The sequence below is a fragment of the Rufibacter roseolus genome (genome assembly GCF_017916365.1).
Taxonomy (GTDB): domain Bacteria; phylum Bacteroidota; class Bacteroidia; order Cytophagales; family Hymenobacteraceae; genus Nibribacter; species Nibribacter roseolus.
The window spans coordinates 422,491-442,187 of the sequence record NZ_JAFMSU010000001.1 but is presented as its reverse complement, the minus strand read 5'-3'; the positions used below and the strand labels follow the sequence as shown (position 1 = coordinate 442,187).

Sequence of the window (19,697 nt, the reverse complement as noted above, 5' to 3'; positions counted from 1 at the left end):
CATTACGTTTCAGGCCCAATTTCCCGAAAACAGCCTCTAAACCCTCCTACCTACCTTCCCGAAGAACCGGCGGTACACCGGTCCTCTCAAGGAGAACTGCGCATACATGACGGGGTAAAGCAGCAGATCCAGGGGGCGGGAACCGGTGCGGAACTCAATCTGCTCATGAATGATGCTGTGCCCTTTTTCTTGGGTGATAAGGTGGCGGTGCCGCCAAAAGGTCAAAGGTGCCGGCAGTTCCTGGCCCTCGTCCACAAACCAGCTTTCCCGCTCATTTTCCTCCCGCTCGGTGATGAGGCTGGTCCAGCGGCGCCTGATGGGGCCTGCCTTCAGCTCTATTTCCACCCTGTCGCCGGGGAAACTTCCATCGAAACGTAAAATTTTTAGCTGGGGGAATGGGGGTGAAAGGGCCCTGAACAGGTCTACTGTAAAACCTTCTAGAATAGCCCGGTGGTGCTGGGCTACCTTGAACTGGAGATGGAGTTTCATGCCGGCAAATTGGTACAGTTACTTAACCTGTTCCCTGCGGCAATGTTCCGGTAAAAGGCCCGCAATGGAGGAAAGCGTTTGTTAAAGTAAGCATCAACCTGTAAAAAGAAAATGAGAATTGCGCTTCTGGTGATCATGACGATGATAGTGGTAGGACTGGGCAGTTGTAACCAATCCAGGAACATGTACACCAGCCCTGCTTTTGCTGCGGCGGCCAAACACCATAAAACCATTGCTATCCTTCCTTTTGATGTGCAGGTGGGCCTGCGGCCGAACCAAATGCGCAAACTGACCCCTGAGCAGCTGTACGCGCTGGAGTTGCAGCATGGCAGGGCGGTGCAGAGCGCGTTTCAGATCCATTTTCTCAATAAGGTGAACAAAGACGGAGAGAAGATAGCCGTGCAGGACGTGAACGTGACCAATGCCATCCTGAAAGAGCACGACATCCAGCCGGAGGAAATCCCTAACTACCTACCCGCCGAACTGGCCCAGATGTTGGGCGTGGATGCAGTGCTGGTAGGCTCCCTCACCACCGAGAAGCCGGTTTCCACGGCGGTGGCAGCGGCCGTCGCGATCTACACTTTCCTTTATACGCCTTACGTGGGCGGTGCCGGGCCTACCAACTCCGGCAACACCATGATGCGGATCTATGACGGAGCCTCAGGAGATCTGCTGTGGAGCTATGACAAGGCTTTGTCCAGAGGTATTGGCAGCGATACCCACAACATCATCAAAGCCATTACCCGCAAAGCCACCCGGCAAATTCCTTACGCCAAAATGAAGTAGTCTGCAGGGCAAAGTTTTTGCTAAATAAGCTGTTTACTATATAGTAAATAATTAATTAAAATTTGTAAGTTCACCTGAAAACCAGTATTAACCCTTCATTCTAAAAAAACCAATTATCATGAGATCAACTTCATTATTTTTCATCCTGGTAGCCTTGCTGGTAAGCTTGGGTGCCTCTGCCCAGACAAAGGAAATCTACACCAACCCGGCGTTCGCCAGCATTGCCAAATCGCACAAAATGATCGCCATCCTGCCCTTTGACACCAAAATTGGCTTGCGTCCTAACCAGATGAAAAGCATGACGCCAGAGCAGATCAAGGAGATGGAAGTGAAAGAAGGCCTGGCCGTACAGAGCGCCCTGCAGACTTATTTCCTGAAAGTGAGCAGCAAGGATGACTACACCATCGGTTTCCAGGATGCAGCCACTACCAACGCTATCCTGCTCAAAAACAACATCACCCCGGAAAATATCAAGAGCTTCACCCCTGCTGAGTTGTCTAAAGTACTGGGCGTAGACGGCATCATCACCGGTACTTTCAGCACCGACAAGCCGATGTCTGACGGCGCAGCCCTGGCTATGACCTTGGCCGTAGGTTTCTCCGGTGCTACCAACTCCGGTAAAACCGCCATCAACATCTATGACGGCGCCTCCGGCGATCTGCTCTGGAAATATGAGAAAAGCCTGTCGCGCAGCTTCGGGAGCGATACCAACTCCATCATCACTACCATCATGCGCAAAGCCTCTAAGAAGTTCCCTTATACCAAAAGCTAATCTGAAGGCTTAAGCCGCATCTAAGTTTTAGGCTGACATCGCCCCCTGATACATGGTTATCAGGGGGCGATGCTGTTTTAGGGCTGTTTTCTTGAAAGTAGGGCTAAAGCCTCTATGAAGTAAAAAGAGGTATGCCGGGCGGGTTCTATATATAATGGTATGTTAAATCTTTTTAGTAATATTACTAGCCTTCTTCGCCGGTAAAAGGCTGCCTTTTGTATTTATTGATCAAGATTTAATTATACATTTTTACATGAAAAAGATTTTACTTCTCTTGGTAGTGGTGGCGCTCTGCGCTGGCGGGTATTGGTTCTATAACCGGGCAAAAACCGGTCCTGAGGCCTCTATTGTGGAGATAAGGGCAGCGCTGGAAGCCAAAGACATGGAAAAGCTGCAGAAGTACGTAGACTTTAAGCGCACTTCCAGCAGTATTGTGGAGCAGAGCCAGAACATGGTTGTTGATTTATTACCAGAAGAGCTGCAAGGAGCCGCCAACTTGCTCAGGAAAGGACTAAAAGCGAAAAAGCAACTGACCTCTGCCGTGCGCAACCAACTCATCCAAAGCGTGGAGACGGTATCTGGGCAGAAGGTGCCCGAAGTAGCCGATGTGGTTAAGCTGCTGCCGGTGGGCCGCCTGGTGAACGAGAAGATGCTGCCCAAACTGGAGTTTGAAGGCGTGGACCACATAGACCGGCAGGATTCCATCGCGTTGGTAGGCCTCAAAGTAAGACCCCAGAACAGCAATGAGTCTCTGGTGCTGGAATTGCGCATGCTCCAGAAAGAGGATTACTGGCAGGTGGTTGGGGTGAATAACTTCGGGGAGGTGCTGCCCCAGTTAATCTCCATCGGGAAGAAAAACAAAGACCAGGTTACAGTAGAATAAGCTTTACGGCCGTTTTCCTGAAAACAGGTATAAAACAGTTTCCATAAAGAAAGGAGCACTACTTAGCGGTGGTGCTCCTTTCTGTTTTTTTTAGGGTTGGCCTCTACAAAATAGCTGGACTTGTCCAGGCCCGCACTTACCGCTTATACAATGAACAGAGATCTTACCACGGGTATTTTCCTCAGAGCCCACACCGCCAATAAAGAGCTGAACAGAATGACCATCGTGTACCCCACATTCATGCCTAGGGTAGCTGAGAAAGCCATGGGTTTGTAATAGGGCTCCAGAAGCGAACCGATGATGATGTGGATGAAGTAAATGCCCAATGAGTTCTTGCCCACAAGCGTAACCACTTTCCCCAAGGCCCCTTGATGCTTGTATGGCAGCACTAGGACGAAAATGGCTACCACGTTGATCAAGGTAAATACAGTGTCATAGCCAGACCAAACCAGGTCAAGGATGCTGTTCTGCCTCACAGAGGCCATCACGCCATAAGAGAACAGCATGAACATAGAGAGGGGGAGAATAAGTCAGGCCAGTGTGCGGTATTTCTTCCGGTGAAGAATCTCTCGCTTGGCAAACAGCAGTCCGCCCAGGATAAAGTAACCCATGGTATAGCCGTGGATTCCCCTGAAGGGATTGAACTCACCGAAGTAGTTCACGTCAAAACCTCTGTTCAGGAATCTTTGGGAGAAGAAACTGGCTAACGTCAATAACATACCTATAAGCGTATTGCCAAACGTGAGCAGCATGACAAAAGCCAGGAAGAAGTATATGCTTTTGGGGCTGTGCTTGTAGGTGGTAAACAACAGGGGCAAAAAGATATAGATCACCACCAACGCCGGTAAGAACCACAGATGGGTGGTCCAGCCTTCCTTTATCTGCCACACGCTTTTCAGGATTTCCTTCACCGGCAAAGTTTCTCCCCTGATCACCATCAAAGCTGCTAAAGTAATAAGCGCCCAAAGCGTGACCAGCAATACCATACGGATGATCTTAAACGTGTGCCTTCTAAGGTTTAGGGTAGGTTTGTTTAGGAGCAGAGCCCCATTTATAAAGAAGAAAATAGGGACGCAGGTGCTTAGAACAGAATTAAGGAAGTAATACGCGTACGTGGAAAAGCTGGCATGGTGCAGGAAGTCTATCTCAGTGGTGCTGCAGTGGTAGACCACCACAAAATAGATGGCAATGGTTTTCAGTAAATCAAAGTAGTCAAAATTCTCCTTGAGGTGCTTTTCCGTTTCTATCCGTTGCCTTGGCTTGCCTGCGGTTGTTTCTGCTAACATACTTGTCTAGATAGGTGGACAGCCTACCCAAAGCAGAGCGGCTACACGAAATAGGTAAATATTTTTCTCCTTTCGTATAGTACGTTATTATTTTGGTACTTAAATATGAAAATTTTAAATTTTTTACTTAAAAAGAAGATTGTAGTGAGCAGGAGGTTTTCTTACGCGTCATAAAAGAACTCCATGGTATACTCATGGTATTCTGGTTGGGTGATTCCGTTTACATAAACCAGATTATGCGCTTGCGTGTACTTTTCTTTGTAAGCCTGATCTATGAGGGAATTTGTTTGGCTATCCGCCAAAGGCTTACCAGCCACCGGAATAATCTTGTCTCCGAACTTCAATTGGCCAATCCCTTCCTCTTTAAAGGCAGTAAACCAGCTTCTGTTACTTTTTGACCAACTTCTGGCAAACACCCTTCCGTTTACCTCTACCATCCAGATGTCTAAGAATCTATGTCCGTCTTTTCCGCCCTTCACCCCTGCTAGTGTATGAGAGGCCAAATAGTCTATGAATTCCTGAGGGAAAGGATAATTAGCCACGGTATGATGCATTGTGTTTATGATGATTTTGCTGTCTAAGGGCTTTGCCTTTAAGGCGTACCTTGCATGAATAAAGTAATTATATCCTGTTGGCTAAAGGGCTTTTCACTTTAGTCTTTATTTCTACTTCCTGCGGTAGCGCTCCAGATGAGAGGAGATTGTGATAGAATAAGTAAAGCCCATAAGACAAAGTCTAACTTTATCAGTCTCTCAGTAAGCTTTGATATATCACCTAGCACAGTTAAATATTGAATAGCAGAATCTTCCAAGGCTATGGCTATTCCAGCAATCAAGGTGAAAATGAAAAACAGGTTAGTGAACATTCTCCTAACAGATAGTCTGTAGAGTAAAAGAAAGTCAAATGCCAGCGTCAAGATAAATATTAGTCTGTATGGAAAGAACATTTTGTCATGCCAACCTGGAACTGCAGTTGACTTAAAAGGATTCTGAAAGAAATAAAGTATTATAAAGAAAGCCAAAATTAAGGCAATTGCCTTTTGAGCCCTTCTGGCAACAATACTCTTCATTTATATCTACTCTTTGATTCTATTGGTTGCTGGTTGCCAAATATTATGAAAATGTAAGCCTGAATTGGCGCTATACTTAGATTAAAAACACCCTATTTACAATAGCCAGACCTGAGGTAAAGTACATACTATCGTGCAAATTATTGAAATAAGCGCTTCTATTTGTGGCTTTATTTGTACAAAACAGCCCCTTAACGCTTAGCTCAGCAAACTCTCAATATCCTCTTTGGTGAGGCGTTTAATAACGGCTTCGTCGGTGGAGATGAGGTCTGAGACCATCTGGAGTTTTTTGTCCTGTAGGGCCAGGATCTTCTCTTCCACGCTGTTCTTGGTGATGAACTTGTAGGTGAAGACGGTATTCTGCTGCCCGATGCGGTGGGCGCGGTCCACGGCCTGGGCTTCCACGGCGGGGTTCCACCAGGGGTCCAGGATGAACACGTAGTCGGCGGCGGTGAGGTTGATACCCACGCCCCCGGCTTTGAGGGAGATAAGGAAGACCGGCAGTTTAGGGTCGTTCTGGAAATTGGCTACCTGGGCCTGGCGGTCTTTGGTAGAGCCGTCCAGGTAGGCGTATTTGATCTTGCGCTCGTCCAGTGCTGCGCGGACAATATCCAGGTGCTTCACGAACTGGCTGAAGATAAGAACCTTGTGTCCTTCGTTGACCACGGTTTTGGTCAGGCGCAGCACCTCGCCCAGTTTGCCAGACTCCGCATCAGATTCCGGATCAGCCATGCGGGGGTGATTCGCGATCTGGCGCAGTTTCATGAGGCCCTGCAAGAGCATGAACTGGGACTTGGCCGTGCCCTGCTCCTCAATGTTCTTCAGGATCTTGTTTCGGTAAAAAGACTTGGTCTCCTCATAGGCGTGCTCCTGCTCCTCGGTCATCTTGCAGTATGCGATGTGCTCAATCTTCTCGGGCAGTTCCTTGGCTACCTGGCTTTTGTGCCGGCGCAGGATAAACGGCTTGATGAGTGCATGCAGGCGCCGGGTTTTGTGCTCGTCCTTCAGCTTCTCTATAGGCCGAAGGAATTCTTTCTTGAAGAAGTTCTGGGTACCCAGCAAGCCGGGGTTGATGAACGACATCTGGCTCCACAGATCCAAGGTGCTGTTCTCCACGGGCGTACCCGTCAGGATTAGGCGGTGTTTGGACTTGAGCTCCCTAATGCTGATAGACGTGTTAGAATTGGGGTTTTTGATGGCTTGGCTCTCATCCAGGATGATGTAGTCAAACATGTATTTCTTCAGAATCTCGTGGTCCAGGCGCACAATGCCGTAAGACGTGAGAATAAGGTCATAGTGTTTGAACTGCGCCACGCTTTTGTTCCGGTAGGTGCCGGTGTAAGTGAGAATGCGCAGTTGGGGCGTGAACTTCTGAGCCTCGGCGAGCCAGTTGTAGACCAAAGAGGTAGGCATCACCAGCAGAGACGCCGTCTGGGCGCCGTTTTCCTTGCGGTGCTGCAGCATAGCCAGCGTCTGCACGGTTTTCCCCAGACCCATGTCATCTGCCAGACATCCCCCAAAATGGTAATCCTGTACAAAATGCAGCCAGTTGTAGCCGGCTTTCTGGTACGGGCGCAGCTCACCTTTGAAGCCGGCGGGCAGCGGCTTATCTTCCACGGCTTCAAACTCGCGGAGTTTCTCCAGTTTGCGGCTCATGGTCACGTGGGCCAGGTTGCCGTTCTGCAAATCGCTCACCAGGGAAAGGTGGTGCTTACGCAGTTTCAGTTCCTCGTCGCCCTCAGAGAAGGCAAACAGCTCCAGGTACTGGGTAAACCATTCCTCGGGGATGATGGCGATCTGGCCATTGGGCAGCTTGTACTCGCGGCGCTTGGTAAGAATGTGGTTCCGGAGCTTGATGAACGGAATCTCGTACGGCCCGAACCGCACCGTGCCGTAGATATCGAACCAGTCATTGGTCTCGTTGATACCCACGTTCACGCTGGTCTCGCCTATGAAGTAATTCTTCTCAGACTGGCTCTGCTTTAACGTAAAGCCCAGCTCTTCCAGGTCTTTGGCGTAGTTGTTCAGCCACCCGAAGGCCTGGGGCTTGTCCATGACCGCTTTGCCGTTCCGTACCTCCAGCCCGCGGCTGGAAAGCTCGCGCAGGAAGGCGTTCTCCCGGTCCAGGTCACGGTGCAGGCGGTGGAACACATAGGAGTCTGGGGTTTTCTCTACGCTCACGCTGATGTTGCGCGCTTCCTGGGTGCCTACGGTGTAAGTGCCGTATTTGAAACTGAGCTGAAAAACGATCTTGTCGCCCTCAGAAGGGTTCTTGATTTCCTCTTCTTCCTCGTCTTCGCCGGTAGTGGCGAACAAGGCCGGGGAAGGCTCGGCCACCGCCAGTTCAGAGAACAGGAGCTGCGGCTGCGGCACGTAGCGTTCAGACTTTATATCGAAGCCCTTGGCGTAGACGTCAAACTGTTCTACCAGCGGGGCCACAAATTTACGGTAATAGCTTTCCTCCACGTTGCGCGGCACCACAATGAACTTCTTGTTGAGGAAAGGCTGCAGCTTTTTGCCGTCTACCTGTTTCTCAAAGCTGTAAAGCACATCGTTGAGCAAAAGCCAGGCGGGCTCTTTGCACACCAGCACCGCGTCTTTGTACTGAAACTCCAGGCGCTCGCCTTTGTACTTGATGGTGGGGAAATAGTGGGTGTTGTCGTCGTTGCGGCGGAAGTGGAACAGCACGGTGGCTTTCTCAGAGGCCATGTTCAGGCGCTTCCAGGTGGGCTCGCCGTCCTTGCCCATCACAAACACCATCTTGTCCTGCAAGAGCTCCAGAATGCGCGCCATGCGGCTCTGGATGTAATGGTCTATGCTCTCCTGCAGGAGCTTGTCGCCTTTGGCGGGGTCGTAGGTCTTGAAGAAGAAATCAGAGAGAGTGGTTTTCTTCAGGGCGAATCTCTTGAACACCGCATCCTGCTGTATCTGGTCGGTGAGCTCAATCAACTCAAAGTCCACGTCGTTCAGGCGGGCGGCGAACTCATCGGCGTTCTTGCTGGAGATGTTCTGGTGCTGGAGCGTGAGCTGGCGCTTGGAGTTGACCTGCACCACGAAAGACTCAAACAAATAGCCCAGGTATTCATGCTCAAAGAGAGAATAGATTACTTGAAACGGCTGTGTTGTGTATACTTTCATGGCAGAGGCTTCCAATCCCAATATTGAAAGTACAACAAAATCTTTTTTTACCCGCAGAAAAAGGCAGAAATTTTAGCAAATTACCATCTTTTAAGTAATGACAATCCTATTTTAGGGCCATTTTCTTAAAATTATGTAGGTAACAAACGTTAGGAAATCAGGGTATTGGCCCCATTTGTTTAGGAGCTGTTTTCAGAAAAGAGGCTCTAAACCGATCAAAGGTTATCCCTAATGGTGAGGGCGGCGGCGCGGCGGGCCGGCCGGATAGACACCAGAAACGTGATGAGGATAATGGCCGCCGCGGTAAGCAGGAAGTCAGTGGGGCGCATGAGCACGGGGTACGCCTCCACCACCGAGGTACTCATGCCCATGGAAACCCACCCGAACGTCTGTTGCAGCCAGCAGATGGTGCCGCCCACTACCAAGCCCACAATGGCCCCGGTAAACGCTACAATAGCGCCCTCCAGCAGGAAAACCTTTCTAATGGTGCCCGGGTCGGCACCCAGCGAGGCCAGGATGGCAATGTCTTTCTGCTTGTCCAGCACCAGCATGGAGAGCGAGAAGAAGATGTTAATGGAGGCAATTAGCAGCACAAACGTGAAGGTGACAAACACAAACAGCTTCTCCACTTTCACGGCCCTGAGCAGGCTCACGTGCTGTTCTTCGCTGTCTTGCACGTTGAATTCCTTGCCCAGCAGTTTCTGCAAGTCAGACTTTACCTGGTCAATGTTGTCCAGGTTATCGGTTTTGATCTCCAGCGAGGTGCGCTTGTTGCCGTAACTCAGCAGCTCCTCCGCGAAGGACAGCGGCACAAAAACGTATTGGTCATCATACTGCCGCTCAATAGCGAAGATGCCGCCCGCCTGGATGCCCAGCTGCCGGAAAGCGTTCTCTGGGTTGATGATGGTTTTCTTGCCGGCCTTAGGATACAGGAACTGCAGCGGCGAAAAAGGGTTCTCTGGTCTGATGGAGAGCTGGTACTGCACGCCGCGGCCAATTAAGGCAAACTGCTGGTTTCCGCGTTTCAGGTGATAGTCGCCGTCTACAATAGCGGAGTCAATCTGGTTCTGCTGGAAAAAATTATCTGTGACGCCTTTCACCTTCACCACCATCTGGCGGTCGTTGTAGCGGAGCAGGGCGTTGTCTTCAATTACCTCGGTGAGCAGGGCCACACCCGGCGTCTTTCTGATTCTATCCAGGAACTGGGCGTTCGTCTCAAAGGATTTACCCTCCACGGCCGTGATCTTGATCTCGGGGTCAAACTTACCGTACAGCGAGCGGATGAGGTCTTCCAGACCGTTGAACACCGAGAGCACCACAATAAGCGCCATAGTGCCCACGCCCACGCCAATCATGGCAATGATGGAGATGATATTGATGATGTTGCGCTTCTTCTTGGAGAAAAAGTACCGCCGGGCGATAAAAAGGGCAACGTTCATCTTTGGGTAAATGCGTGGATTAGTGAATGAGTGATTAAGTGAAGGAGTGATGGAAAGAATGGTTAAACGCATCCATCACTCAGGTCACCTTTACTGTTCTGGGGCAAAAGGGTTATGTTTTCTTCTCCCCTGGTAGCCGTTTCAGGGGTATTTCTGTAAAAAGAGGACCAAACTACAGCTCCCTCACGGGTTGCCGCTGAACGGCTTTCTGCATGCAAACGCTGCTTTCTATGTTCTCGTATTGCCCAAAGTTAGGGATGACCTTGAAATTGCTCTTGGTGTACAACCTGATGGCCTCGGGCTGCGCTTTGCCGGTCTCCAGGATCAGCGTTGAATAGTCCAGCTCGGCGGCCCAGCGCTCCAGTTCCGCCAGGATTTCCCCGGCAATGCCCTGCCCCCTGAACTCAGGCAGCACAAACATCCTTTTCACCTCCACGGTGTCTTGGGAATAGGCTTTGATGGCCCCGCAACCTACCGGCACCTCATGCAGGTATGCCACCACTACGTGTTTGATGGCCGTGATTTTATTGAATTGTGCAAAAAACGAGTGGTCGTCCCCGTCCCGCACGTGAAGATCGGCGTCTAAAAGGGAAACAAGCTCTACAAAATCCGGGTTGGTTGAATCTGTCCTGACTAACTCAATCATCTTGGAGGTTTATAAGGAATAGCGGGGATATCCAGGTGAAGTTAGCAGTTCTTGGCAGATTGTCAAAGCCCGGAAGGCAGCGCCTGTTTTGGGGCCGTTTTCCATAAAAAAGCTCCAATATAGAAAGGCTTCTTCTTTGCATCTTCCAATAAGCCAGCTAACTACCTGTTGCCGCTATTTCCAGGCTTTCACAATAAGGCCGGTACCGGTAGGGTGCTTGCCGTTGGTGTCAAGCCAGTTCAACAAGAGGCAGAACGGATACACAATCAGGTAGTAGAACGGCAGGATGATGAAGAACAGCTTGCTGGCCCCCAGCATCAGGATGGGGTACTTCATGCTCAGGCGCCAGGAGATTTTGCCGGGTGCGCCGTAAGAGTAATGCGCCTCGGTGCGGCTGAAACCGGCACTCTTCAGTTTCTCCTGGATTTCCTTGATGTTGTAGCCGTCGCGTACGTGTTCCTCAATGAAGGAGCTCTCATCATCGCCGTGCACATCTGAACCGCCCTGGTCAGAAGGGGTGGAGATGAGCACCATGCCGCCGGGCCGCAGTGAGGCATGAAAGTTTTTGAACACCTCCACGTCTTCCAGGATGTGTTCCATCACGTCTACGCTCAGCACCAGGTCAAAGGCCTGCGGCTCCCGGTAGGTAACCAGGTCCTCTTTCCGGAACATCACGTTGTGGCGGCCTATCTTCTGGAAGAAGTTGCTGCAATCCGCGATCTGCTCGTCTTTCACGTCCACGGCCAGGATGCGCCAGTTGGCGCCCATACCCGAGAGATAGTAGCTGTACTGTCCGAAGCCTGAGCCGGCGTCCAGGATCTGTACGGGCTGCTGGCGTTTGCCTTTGGCCCAGGCCCGCAGCTCTTTATGAATGTGCCACGTACGCAGCAGAAGCAGGTCTAAAAGGTTGTAAAAAAGCTTGCGCAGGAAAGGGGTCTTGTTGAAGGCCTCGCCCAGAACGCGTTTAATTGGATCGTACTGCATGGGTGGGTTTAGTAGCTGGCTTGGAGAACGGGTAACGGATTAGCGCCCGTCGGCGTCTTCCTCATCGTCTTCGCCATCTTCGTCAGATAGGTAGTAGTCTTCTTCGGTGCGGAAGGGATTGGTTGGGTCTTCTTTTGACTCGGACGGGATATCCAGCTCAGAAATGATCTTGTCCATTTTGGCGGCGTACTCGGCGGTATCGTCCAGGTAAAAGATCAGCTCCGGGATCACGCGCACCTGGTTCTTGATGCGCTTGGCCAGTTCGTGCCTGATGGTCTTGGTATGTACTTTTATCTCATTGAGCAGATTGCGCCCGTTAGGGTTGAGCAGCAGGCTCAGATGCACTTTTGCCACGCCCAGATCTGGGGAGACGGCTACCCCGCTCACCGATATGTAGGTGCTCTGAAACAGGTGGGAAACATCGCGCTGGAAGATCTCAGCAAGCTCCTTCTGAATCAGTCTGGCGAATTTTTGTTGGCGTTTACTTTCCATGGTTCCGCAAATATCGTATTAATTTCACATTTTTACCCCACAAACCGTCCTCCTCTTTGCCGCAAGGTCAGAGCGAAGGCTAAGCCGCGCATTGCTTGATACGATTCTTCCGCAGTTTGTTTCCGTCCAGGTGGGTGGTGTTGGTACTGCTGTTTCTCCTCATCCGGCTTCCATTGCTCATTTTTGGGCTCCCTGCTACTCTCTCAGAGCTGCACCATGTGCTTCTGGGAGAGCGCCTGCACGCCGGTTTTACCCTCTACCAGGATGTCTATGACACCACGGCCCCGCTCTCAGCGGCCGTGTACTGGTTTCTGGACATGGTAGCTCCGCGCTCTTATCTGATGCACCGCCTCCTGGCCACTTTCTTGATAGGTTACCAGGCTTTCCTGCTCAACTATGTCTTCAACCGGAATCAGGTACACCCTTATAAATCTTACGTGCCGGCCTTGCTCTACATGCTGTTCGGGAGTATTTTCTTTGAGCTGGATGTGCTTTCTCCGCTGCTGCTGGGGCATACGTTCGTGATTCTGGCCGTGTACAGCCTTACAGCGATTTCCAAAGAGGCCGCCAACGCCCGCCGTCTGTTCAAAGCCGGGTTTATGCTGGGACTAGCCGCGCTGTGTTACCTGCCATTTGTGTGGTTTTTGGTGCTGGGCTTCTTCGCGATCATCTACTTCGCCTCCGGGGCCTTCCGAAGCACTTTGCTTATGCTCACGGGCTTTGTGTTCCCGTTCACGGTGGTGCTCACCTATTTCCTGTACCAGAACTCCCTGGGCCCATTCCTGGAGCAGGGCCTGACCTGGTCCTGGCAATTTTCCTTTGATTTTGGGTTACCTATGGGACAAGTCATGACTGTGGCGGCGCTTCCGTTGGGTATTTTGGTGTTGTCTTTCCTGAGTCTGCCGCTGGTCACGCTGGGACCTAACTACCAGGCGCGCTTCCTGCAGATCATGCTCATCTGGACCATTGTGGTGGTGCTGGTGCTGTTGAACGGCCATGATGCCTCAGCCAAAGGCCTGGTGCTGCTGTTGCCGCTCATCTCTTACTTCGGCATCTTTCTCTTCAGTTGGTGGGGAAACCGCCTCTGGATTGCCGAACTCCTCTTCCTGGTAGTTGTTGCCGCCGTGGTGGCCGTGCGCTATAACCCATTGGGCTTGGTGTACCCCGCCCTCCGTCTACAGCCCGAGCTGGTACAGGTGCAGGAAGCGCCCAAATACCAGCAGGTAAAAGGACAGCAACTCCTGGTCTTAGGCCCTGATCTCAACTATTACCAGAACAACAGCCTAGGCTCTCCCTACCTGCGCTGGGATCTGGCCAAACCTTACTTCGGGCGCCTGAGCCACTATGATGCGTTGTTCACCATCCTGCAGGACCTCCGGCAGAACCCTCCTGCCTACATCATAGACCAACAGAACCTCATGCCCGAGCTGCAATACAAGCTGCCCCTGGTGTTCCAACGCTACGAAAAGGTAGAGAACGGTCCCTTCTACCGCCGGGTGCAGTAAGTCCCTGGTGCGGGATTTGGGTTGTTGTTTTAGGGCTATTTTCAGGGAATCTGGCTTGAAGCAGGAACTCACCCCTACCCCTCCAAGGAAGAGAATCTCATGGTGATTGGCGTAGTAGGGTTCTTCACTCCTAGTTTCCCAGCGTGGGTTGAATCGTTGTCTAGGTTGTTGATGATAACACCAACAACGGGAGAGACTTTGTAGAAGCGTCTGTCAAAGACCAGATGTAGGGACAATCCCTTGTGGTTGCCATTTTCGGTTTCTGGTGAGATTCTGCTGGAAGGCTGATTTCATTTGGTCGAAAAGAGACCTCTAGTGATCTAAGCCTCTTTTTTTTAGAAAATAGCCCTAAAACAGCAAGGGCGCCCACAAGAGGCGCCCCTACAAATTCATATATTCTTTCAGACTGAGGACTCTAAACCCAATACTCAGAACTCGCCTTTCGCCGCTAGGCGCAGGCAATCTTGTCTACGCGGGTCTGGTGACGGCCACCTTCAAACGGAGTGGTTAAAAAAGCTTCCACCATCTCGCGGGCTACTTCTTCGCTCACGAAACGGGCTGGCACGCACAGTACGTTGGCATTGTTGTGGGAACGAGCCAGTTCGGCCAGCTCTCTTTGCCAGCATAGCGCCGCCCTGATGCCGGCGTGTTTGTTCGCGGTGATGGCTACGCCGTTGCCGCTGCCGCAGAGCAGGATGCCCAGTTCGTATTCTTTGTTCTCTACCGCTGTAGACAGCGGGTGCACGTAATCTGGATAGTCCACGGAGGCCTCTGAGAATGGTCCAAAGTCTTTCACTTCGTGGCCCAGGGACTCCAGTTGCTCTTTCACCATCCCTTTGTATTGGTATCCGGCGTGGTCGCCGCCTAGTGCTATTTTCATCTTAGTCTTTCTTTAAGAAGTAGCTTGTTGGTTCAATTTTGCCAAATCGCGGCGGCGCACCCACCAGGAGATGTTGATACTCACCTCGTAGAGCAGCAGCAGCGGAATGCCCATCAAAGTCATACTCAGCACATCCGGCGGCGACAAGATGGCCGCCACGAAGGCGATCACCACAATGGCGTGCTTGCGGTAAATGCGCATGAGCTCCGGAGACACAATACCCGCCCGTGACAGGAAATACACAATCATGGGCAACTCAAACATGATTCCGCAGGACAACACCAGCGTAACCAGCGTAGAGATGTAAGACGATAAATCGAACTCATTGGCAATACTAGGGTCTACCTGGTAAGAGGCCAAAAAGTTGATGGAGAGCGGCGATACAATGAAATACCCAAACAAGGACCCTAGCAGAAACAGGAATGACACGAAGAACACCGCTCCTCTGGAGTTCTCGCGCTCATTGGGGTACAGACCTGGTTTAATGAAGCTCCAGATCTCCCAGAACAGGTACGGGAAGCCCAGCAACAACCCAATCACGAACGAGCTGGTGAGGTGCATGGTGAACTGCGAGGAAAGCTCGCGGCTCTGCAGCGTGAAATCCAGCTTGTTGATGCACAGGCCCGGCGAGCTGATGGCCGCGCCTACCTCGCAGAGTTTCCTGTAAGTGAAAAAATCGGTACGCGATGGACCCAGGATAATGTCATGGAAGACAATCTCCTTGTTGGCCATGGCAATGCCCGTGAACACCACCACAGCCGCGGCCGAACGGATCAAATGCCACCTGAGAATCTCCAGGTGGTCCAAAAAGGTCATTTCATGCTCTTCTCCGCTGTGCGCTGCCACCTCTCCGGAACGTTGTGCCATTGGTATTTTAATGTTTTACAAATAGGCAGGAGTGTTAACCCTCTAAGTTTCGTCGGGGTTTATGGGTCGTTTTCCAAGAAACCCCGCGAAAAGTCTTGTGTCTAATGCCTTGCTACCTGTGTCTGATTACTTAGTAACTGAACAACGGGAATTGTTGCATCCAATTGTTGATTTCTTTTCTGGTATCTGCCAGGATGGTCTCGTTGTCATGGTTCATGAGCACGCGGTCAATGTAGTCCACAATGCGGTCCATGTCTTGTTCCTTCAGTCCTCGGGTAGTTACGGCGGCGGAGCCGATTCGGATTCCGGAGGTCACAAAAGGAGATTTATCGTCAAACGGCACCATGTTCTTGTTGATGGTGATGTCGGCCTTGATCAGGGTGTTTTCGGCCAGTTTTCCGGTAAGGTCCTTAGAACGAAGGTCAATCAGCATCAGGTGGTTATCGGTGCCCGAGGAGATGATTTTGTATCCGCGGTCTACGAATGATTTGGCCAATACTTGTGCGTTGCGCTGTACCTGGGCCGTGTATTCTTTGTAAGAAGGCGAAAGCGCCTCAAAGAACGCCACCGCCTTGGCCGCGATCACGTGCTCCAACGGTCCGCCCTGCGTGCCCGGGAATACGCCGCTGTCCAGCAATGAAGACATCATGCGCAGCTCGCCCTTAGGGGTTTTCAGCCCGAATGGGTTCTCGAAGTCTTTCCGCATCATGATCATACCGCCGCGTGGCCCACGCAAAGTCTTGTGGGTGGTGGTGGTTACAATGTGGCAATATTCAAACGGATCGTTTAACAGGCCAGTGGCGATCAAACCTGCCGGGTGTGAGATATCAGCCAGAACCAGCGCGCCCACCGCATCGGCGGCCTCGCGCAAAGCTTTGTAGTTCCAGTCACGGGAATACGCCGAGGCGCCACAGATGATCAGTTTCGGTTTCTCGCGCTCAGCTACTTCCCTTACCTTGGTCCAGTCAATCTCACCGGTCTCCGGCTCCACGCCATAAAACGACGGTTTGTACAGTTTCCCTGAGAAGTTCACCAATGAGCCGTGGGTCAAGTGTCCACCATGCGATAAATCGAAGCCCAGGATCTTGTCGCCGGGGTTCAGCACTGCCAGCATCACGGCTGCGTTAGCCTGCGCGCCGGAGTGCGGCTGCACGTTTACCCACTCAGCCCCAAATAGTTGCTTGGCGCGGTCAATGGCTAACTGCTCAGACTGGTCCACAATCTCGCAGCCACCGTAGTAGCGCTTGGCCGGCAGACCCTCGGCATATTTATTCGTCAGCACACTGCCCATGGCCTCCATCACCTGGTCTGAAACAAAGTTCTCCGAGGCGATGAGTTCTATGCCGTGCAGCTGGCGCTGGTGCTCTTTCTGGATAAGATCAAAGATTTGGGAATCGCGTTGCATTTCAATTCTGTTAGTGGGTGCCCAAAAGTACGGCCATTGCAGCAAATAACCAATGGTTTAGCCTCTCCAGGCGCAAGAGAAAGCCGTCTTTGAGTTTTAGAGCCGTTTTCCGGAAAACAAACAAAAAACCCTCAGGCATTGCCTGAGGGTTTCCTGAGTTAATTAAATTGATGTTCTGCTTACTGTTTGATCAGGCGCTGAGAAAGACGCTCGCCGTTCAACTCAGTTACCAGCAGGTAAATCCCTGCTTTCACTTTCGCGCCAATCACCAATTCTGACTCAGAAGTGCCTTTGGCTACTTTGATTTTCTTCTCCAAAGCAACGTTGCCTTGCTCAGTCATGAGTTTTACGCTCAATTCTCCGGCTTTCTCGGCATTTACGGTTAGTTTCACTTTATCCGTAAACGGGTTTGGAGAAGCCTGCACGGCCGTTGCGTAAGCCTTGTTGTCTACTTTCAGCGTCTGGCTGTAAGTAACAGTGGCGTCTGCGTTGGTGCGCTTCAGGCGGTAGTAGTTGGCTGGGCTGGCCGCCGGAGTATAATCTTCTGCATGGTACACCGCTACTGCCGCGTTGGCGCTGTTCTGTCTCGGGGCGTTAGAGATGATGGTCTTGAACTCTTTGCTCTCCAGGCTGGAAGCTCTTTCTACATCATAAGAAGCCGTTGTTCTGCCAGGGACCATCCACTTTAGTTTTACCGTTTTTGCATTCCAATGGGCGGTGAAGTCCATTTCTTCTACTGTAGCAGTTGGATCTTCTTTTACTGGCTCTTCTTCTGGTTCTTCCACAACTGGAGGTGTGGGTTTAGAGGCAACGAAATCAATAGCGGCTTCGCCGTTGTGGAGGTAGAGTTCTGTGAAATCTGTGATGCCAATCAATTCAGCGGTGAAATAATCACCTGCAGTGGTAAAGGCAGGGTTGCTGATTAGGGTCGTAGTGGAAATTGCACTTAGGTTGTCTGTAAAATCACAGTTCTCAGTGCTGTCTACGCTGCTGTATGATGTGAAGTTTAAGTCATTTAGGGTTGTTACACTAATGTTTGCAGCTTTGAAAGCATCAAATTCATCTTGCAGGCCATAAAGGCGGATGCTCACTGGTTTGTCTGCCAATACAGGGTTAGTTGAGGTAATTCTCCAGTTTCTGGGAGTTACCTTGATGTCTTCACCATTGGTCCCTTTCAAAGTTCGACTGCTGCTGCTATCGATGGCAAATTGAATGGTTACCTCACCTAATATATTGCCTCCATCTTTGATTGCACCAATAAGTTCTCCATTGTATTTTATCTCCAGCCACTTGTTCAAGCCTTCAGAAACAGTGGAGGTACTCGCAAATGCTTCGTTATAATCAGCGGTTGTCTTGGGGGCATAAACTGATGTTGCGCAAGGAATAAAATGCCATCCTGTATTATTCCCTTTGTTTTCGCTGTTTAAGCCTGCATAGTAGTTCCCCGGACCTGTTGCGTGTACATCAGACAGAATGAGGTAATCTGTACAGAAGGCTAGAGACGTAAAGTTGATAGTGGCTTTACTGCCTCCCACGGAAGATTTGATAGTAGTATAAGGCGCGCTGCCTGGTGTAGATAAAGTTTCAATAGTTTGTACCTGACCACTTTCCAGATTTAGGGTATTAGTAGCCGTTACATCTGGGTTTATTGGCAAAGAAAGCTCCTTGAAGGTGTTGCTGTTGGTTACAATAGACTCTGGGCCATGAAGCGTAACAACTCTGTAAGCTTTACCCCCTCCGTTAAAGGTATGTAATCCAAGACCGTCTAATACAATCTTTGATTCTTCTGCTTTCAGTGTTAAAGAACCAGAGACGTCCCAAGTGCTGAGGCCGCTAATAACAGAGGTGCCCAATTCCAATGTTCGGGCTTTATCTCCAACAGATCTGAACGTATTAACGGCGATGTTGAAATTGTTTGTTTTAAGCGTGCCTGCGGTTAAAGTAAGGCTGCTTCCTTGTGCTGTGCTTAGTTGGTTCTGCAGAATCCATCCTCCTGGGCCATCAAAGTTTATTTTAGATGCCGCTGGGAAAGATTTATTTAGGAAGTTGATAGGAGTGTCTGGTTGGTCTGACTTGAAAGTAATAGTAAACCCAGCCGGACCTGCTATAAGTAAGTTGTTGTGTGCCTGGAAAGAACCATACACATTTAAGCTAGAGGTGCTGCCTTCAAAGGTGGTAAATCTGATATTTACCCAGGAGATGTTTTTAACATTGGCTTCTACGTCAACAGTCACCTTCTGCCCGGTAAACAAAAAGGAGTTGAGGTCAAAAACTACGTCATCTGCTGGCGTTGGCAATGTTTCATGCTTTTCTTTTCCGCCACTTGTTGTAGCCCAATGGCCTAACTCACTCCATGCTCCGCTTCCTCTGTTATTCAGGCCAAAAGGAACCCAATAGTAAGTTTTACCGCTTGCCGTGGTGTCATTGTATGCGACCTGCGTTAGGATCTGCGCCAAAGGCGCAAGGTTTGATAGGGATAATGTTCCCTGTGCAATCCTTGAGAAGGCCGCGTTAGCAGGTTTACTCAGGCCCAGATAATGGGTAGAGTTGATATTTGCGGCAATCAGGTTTCCGCAAACAAGAATCAAGCTTAGTGTGAGATACACTGCTTGCTTTAAACTGGTAAAAGTTTGCTTCATAAATAAAGGGTTAGAGGTGAATTTAAGGTTAGGTCAGGTATGTTCATGTTTTAGAACAATTCTACTTTACATTTTCAAAAGGCAAAAGCCACTGGTTTGGTATAAGTAAAGAGTTTAGGGAATTTCTGATTTCAGTCCTTCATTTTTAATGATAGTTAAATATTGGCTATTGTTATAGAATAGCCTTTTAATGTTATAAAAGGTCAATTTTACGGTCTAATATATAATATTAATATATAAATCCAAGCATTATGTAGGTTATATATAATATAATGTTGCTTTTTATATATAAAGCCTTTGAAGTAATACCTGATAAAGTGGTGTCTTCCCTTAAGTTTAATGGTCGGAGATGAATCAAAAAGCCTTTGTTATGTTTTTGGCTTTGAAGCGGATCATTATGCCTGAGGGGTTTTGAAG

16 protein-coding genes and 1 pseudogene are annotated in these 19,697 nt (G+C 50.1%); 4 read left to right on the top strand and 13 right to left on the bottom strand.

The features are described from left to right. Positions 1–36: 36 nt before the first annotated feature. The gene (locus tag J3P35_RS01895) at positions 37–489 is read right to left on the bottom strand and encodes an SRPBCC family protein (RefSeq protein ID WP_210462535.1); all 453 of its coding nucleotides are present in this window, start codon (positions 487–489) and stop codon (positions 37–39) included. Positions 490–600: 111 nt separating this feature from the next. Between J3P35_RS01895 and J3P35_RS01890 the strand changes: the two genes are divergently transcribed. The 3 genes from J3P35_RS01890 to J3P35_RS01880 all read left to right on the top strand — a co-directional run bounded on the left by J3P35_RS01890 (position 601) and on the right by J3P35_RS01880 (position 2,930). Continuing rightward, complete coding sequence (locus J3P35_RS01890) at positions 601–1,275, top strand: hypothetical protein (protein WP_210462533.1); 675 nt, start codon at positions 601–603, stop codon at positions 1,273–1,275. A gap of 118 nt (positions 1,276–1,393) precedes the next feature. Then, positions 1,394–2,047, top strand: a complete 654-nt coding sequence (locus J3P35_RS01885) for a hypothetical protein (protein WP_210462531.1) — start codon at positions 1,394–1,396, stop codon at positions 2,045–2,047. Positions 2,048–2,300: 253 nt separating this feature from the next. After that, complete coding sequence (locus tag J3P35_RS01880; protein ID WP_210462529.1) at positions 2,301–2,930, top strand: DUF2939 domain-containing protein; 630 nt, start codon at positions 2,301–2,303, stop codon at positions 2,928–2,930. A gap of 143 nt (positions 2,931–3,073) precedes the next feature. On the opposite strand, the pseudogene J3P35_RS01870 reads toward J3P35_RS01880, so the two are convergent. The 8 genes and pseudogenes from J3P35_RS01870 to rbfA all read right to left on the bottom strand — a co-directional run bounded on the left by J3P35_RS01870 (position 3,074) and on the right by rbfA (position 11,984). After that, positions 3,074–4,216: pseudogene (locus tag J3P35_RS01870) on the bottom strand (acyltransferase). Positions 4,217–4,377: 161 nt separating this feature from the next. Beyond that, positions 4,378–4,770 (bottom strand): DUF2255 family protein, encoded by a 393-nt coding sequence (locus tag J3P35_RS01865; protein WP_210462523.1) that lies wholly within the window; start codon positions 4,768–4,770, stop codon positions 4,378–4,380. 98 nt (positions 4,771–4,868) lie between these two features. Beyond that, a complete protein-coding gene (locus J3P35_RS01860; protein WP_210462521.1) occupies positions 4,869–5,285 on the bottom strand; it encodes a hypothetical protein in 417 nt (138 codons plus the stop codon). Between the two features lie 198 nt (positions 5,286–5,483). After that, complete coding sequence (locus J3P35_RS01855) at positions 5,484–8,423, bottom strand: DEAD/DEAH box helicase (RefSeq protein ID WP_210462519.1); 2,940 nt, start codon at positions 8,421–8,423, stop codon at positions 5,484–5,486. A 215-nt stretch (positions 8,424–8,638) separates the two neighbouring features. After that, positions 8,639–9,862 carry an ABC transporter permease gene (locus J3P35_RS01850; protein WP_210462517.1) on the bottom strand — a complete coding sequence of 408 codons (1,224 nt, stop codon included), beginning with the start codon at positions 9,860–9,862 and terminating at the stop codon, positions 8,639–8,641. Between the two features lie 172 nt (positions 9,863–10,034). After that, positions 10,035–10,508 (bottom strand): GNAT family N-acetyltransferase, encoded by a 474-nt coding sequence (locus tag J3P35_RS01845; RefSeq protein WP_210462514.1) that lies wholly within the window; start codon positions 10,506–10,508, stop codon positions 10,035–10,037. A 174-nt stretch (positions 10,509–10,682) separates the two neighbouring features. Further along, a complete protein-coding gene (locus J3P35_RS01840) occupies positions 10,683–11,492 on the bottom strand; it encodes a class I SAM-dependent methyltransferase (RefSeq protein ID WP_210462512.1) in 810 nt (269 codons plus the stop codon). A 39-nt stretch (positions 11,493–11,531) separates the two neighbouring features. Further along, positions 11,532–11,984 (bottom strand): 30S ribosome-binding factor RbfA, encoded by a 453-nt coding sequence (gene rbfA, locus J3P35_RS01835; protein ID WP_210462510.1) that lies wholly within the window; start codon positions 11,982–11,984, stop codon positions 11,532–11,534. Between the two features lie 95 nt (positions 11,985–12,079). On the opposite strand from rbfA, the gene J3P35_RS01830 reads away from it, so the two are divergent. After that, the gene (locus tag J3P35_RS01830; RefSeq protein ID WP_210462508.1) at positions 12,080–13,489 is read left to right on the top strand and encodes a hypothetical protein; all 1,410 of its coding nucleotides are present in this window, start codon (positions 12,080–12,082) and stop codon (positions 13,487–13,489) included. 448 nt (positions 13,490–13,937) lie between these two features. Here J3P35_RS01830 and rpiB read toward each other — a convergent pair whose 3' ends face one another. The 4 genes from rpiB to J3P35_RS01810 form a co-directional block, all read right to left on the bottom strand. After that, positions 13,938–14,369, bottom strand: a complete 432-nt coding sequence (gene rpiB, locus J3P35_RS01825; RefSeq protein WP_210462506.1) for a ribose 5-phosphate isomerase B — start codon at positions 14,367–14,369, stop codon at positions 13,938–13,940. A gap of 12 nt (positions 14,370–14,381) precedes the next feature. Then, the gene (tatC, locus tag J3P35_RS01820; RefSeq protein WP_246849905.1) at positions 14,382–15,236 is read right to left on the bottom strand and encodes a twin-arginine translocase subunit TatC; all 855 of its coding nucleotides are present in this window, start codon (positions 15,234–15,236) and stop codon (positions 14,382–14,384) included. Positions 15,237–15,366: 130 nt separating this feature from the next. After that, complete coding sequence (locus J3P35_RS01815; RefSeq protein WP_210462504.1) at positions 15,367–16,641, bottom strand: serine hydroxymethyltransferase; 1,275 nt, start codon at positions 16,639–16,641, stop codon at positions 15,367–15,369. A 179-nt stretch (positions 16,642–16,820) separates the two neighbouring features. Next, complete coding sequence (locus J3P35_RS01810; RefSeq protein ID WP_210462502.1) at positions 16,821–19,280, bottom strand: T9SS type A sorting domain-containing protein; 2,460 nt, start codon at positions 19,278–19,280, stop codon at positions 16,821–16,823. Positions 19,281–19,697 lie beyond the last annotated feature (417 nt).

What these genes read in the sequence shown, in the direction of transcription:
- J3P35_RS01895 (WP_210462535.1), bottom strand. Translation starts at nt 489, where the DNA reads ATGAAACTCCATCTCCAGTTCAAGGTAGCCCAGCACCACCGGGCTATT.
- J3P35_RS01890 (WP_210462533.1), top strand. Translation starts at nt 601, where the DNA reads ATGAGAATTGCGCTTCTGGTGATCATGACGATGATAGTGGTAGGACTG.
- J3P35_RS01885 (WP_210462531.1), top strand. Translation starts at nt 1,394, where the DNA reads ATGAGATCAACTTCATTATTTTTCATCCTGGTAGCCTTGCTGGTAAGC.
- J3P35_RS01880 (WP_210462529.1), top strand. Translation starts at nt 2,301, where the DNA reads ATGAAAAAGATTTTACTTCTCTTGGTAGTGGTGGCGCTCTGCGCTGGC.
- J3P35_RS01865 (WP_210462523.1), bottom strand. Translation starts at nt 4,770, where the DNA reads ATGCATCATACCGTGGCTAATTATCCTTTCCCTCAGGAATTCATAGAC.
- J3P35_RS01860 (WP_210462521.1), bottom strand. Translation starts at nt 5,285, where the DNA reads ATGAAGAGTATTGTTGCCAGAAGGGCTCAAAAGGCAATTGCCTTAATT.
- J3P35_RS01855 (WP_210462519.1), bottom strand. Translation starts at nt 8,423, where the DNA reads ATGAAAGTATACACAACACAGCCGTTTCAAGTAATCTATTCTCTCTTT.
- J3P35_RS01850 (WP_210462517.1), bottom strand. Translation starts at nt 9,862, where the DNA reads ATGAACGTTGCCCTTTTTATCGCCCGGCGGTACTTTTTCTCCAAGAAG.
- J3P35_RS01845 (WP_210462514.1), bottom strand. Translation starts at nt 10,508, where the DNA reads ATGATTGAGTTAGTCAGGACAGATTCAACCAACCCGGATTTTGTAGAG.
- J3P35_RS01840 (WP_210462512.1), bottom strand. Translation starts at nt 11,492, where the DNA reads ATGCAGTACGATCCAATTAAACGCGTTCTGGGCGAGGCCTTCAACAAG.
- rbfA (WP_210462510.1), bottom strand. Translation starts at nt 11,984, where the DNA reads ATGGAAAGTAAACGCCAACAAAAATTCGCCAGACTGATTCAGAAGGAG.
- rpiB (WP_210462506.1), bottom strand. Translation starts at nt 14,369, where the DNA reads ATGAAAATAGCACTAGGCGGCGACCACGCCGGATACCAATACAAAGGG.
- tatC (WP_246849905.1), bottom strand. Translation starts at nt 15,236, where the DNA reads ATGGCACAACGTTCCGGAGAGGTGGCAGCGCACAGCGGAGAAGAGCAT.
- J3P35_RS01815 (WP_210462504.1), bottom strand. Translation starts at nt 16,641, where the DNA reads ATGCAACGCGATTCCCAAATCTTTGATCTTATCCAGAAAGAGCACCAG.
- J3P35_RS01810 (WP_210462502.1), bottom strand. Translation starts at nt 19,280, where the DNA reads ATGAAGCAAACTTTTACCAGTTTAAAGCAAGCAGTGTATCTCACACTA.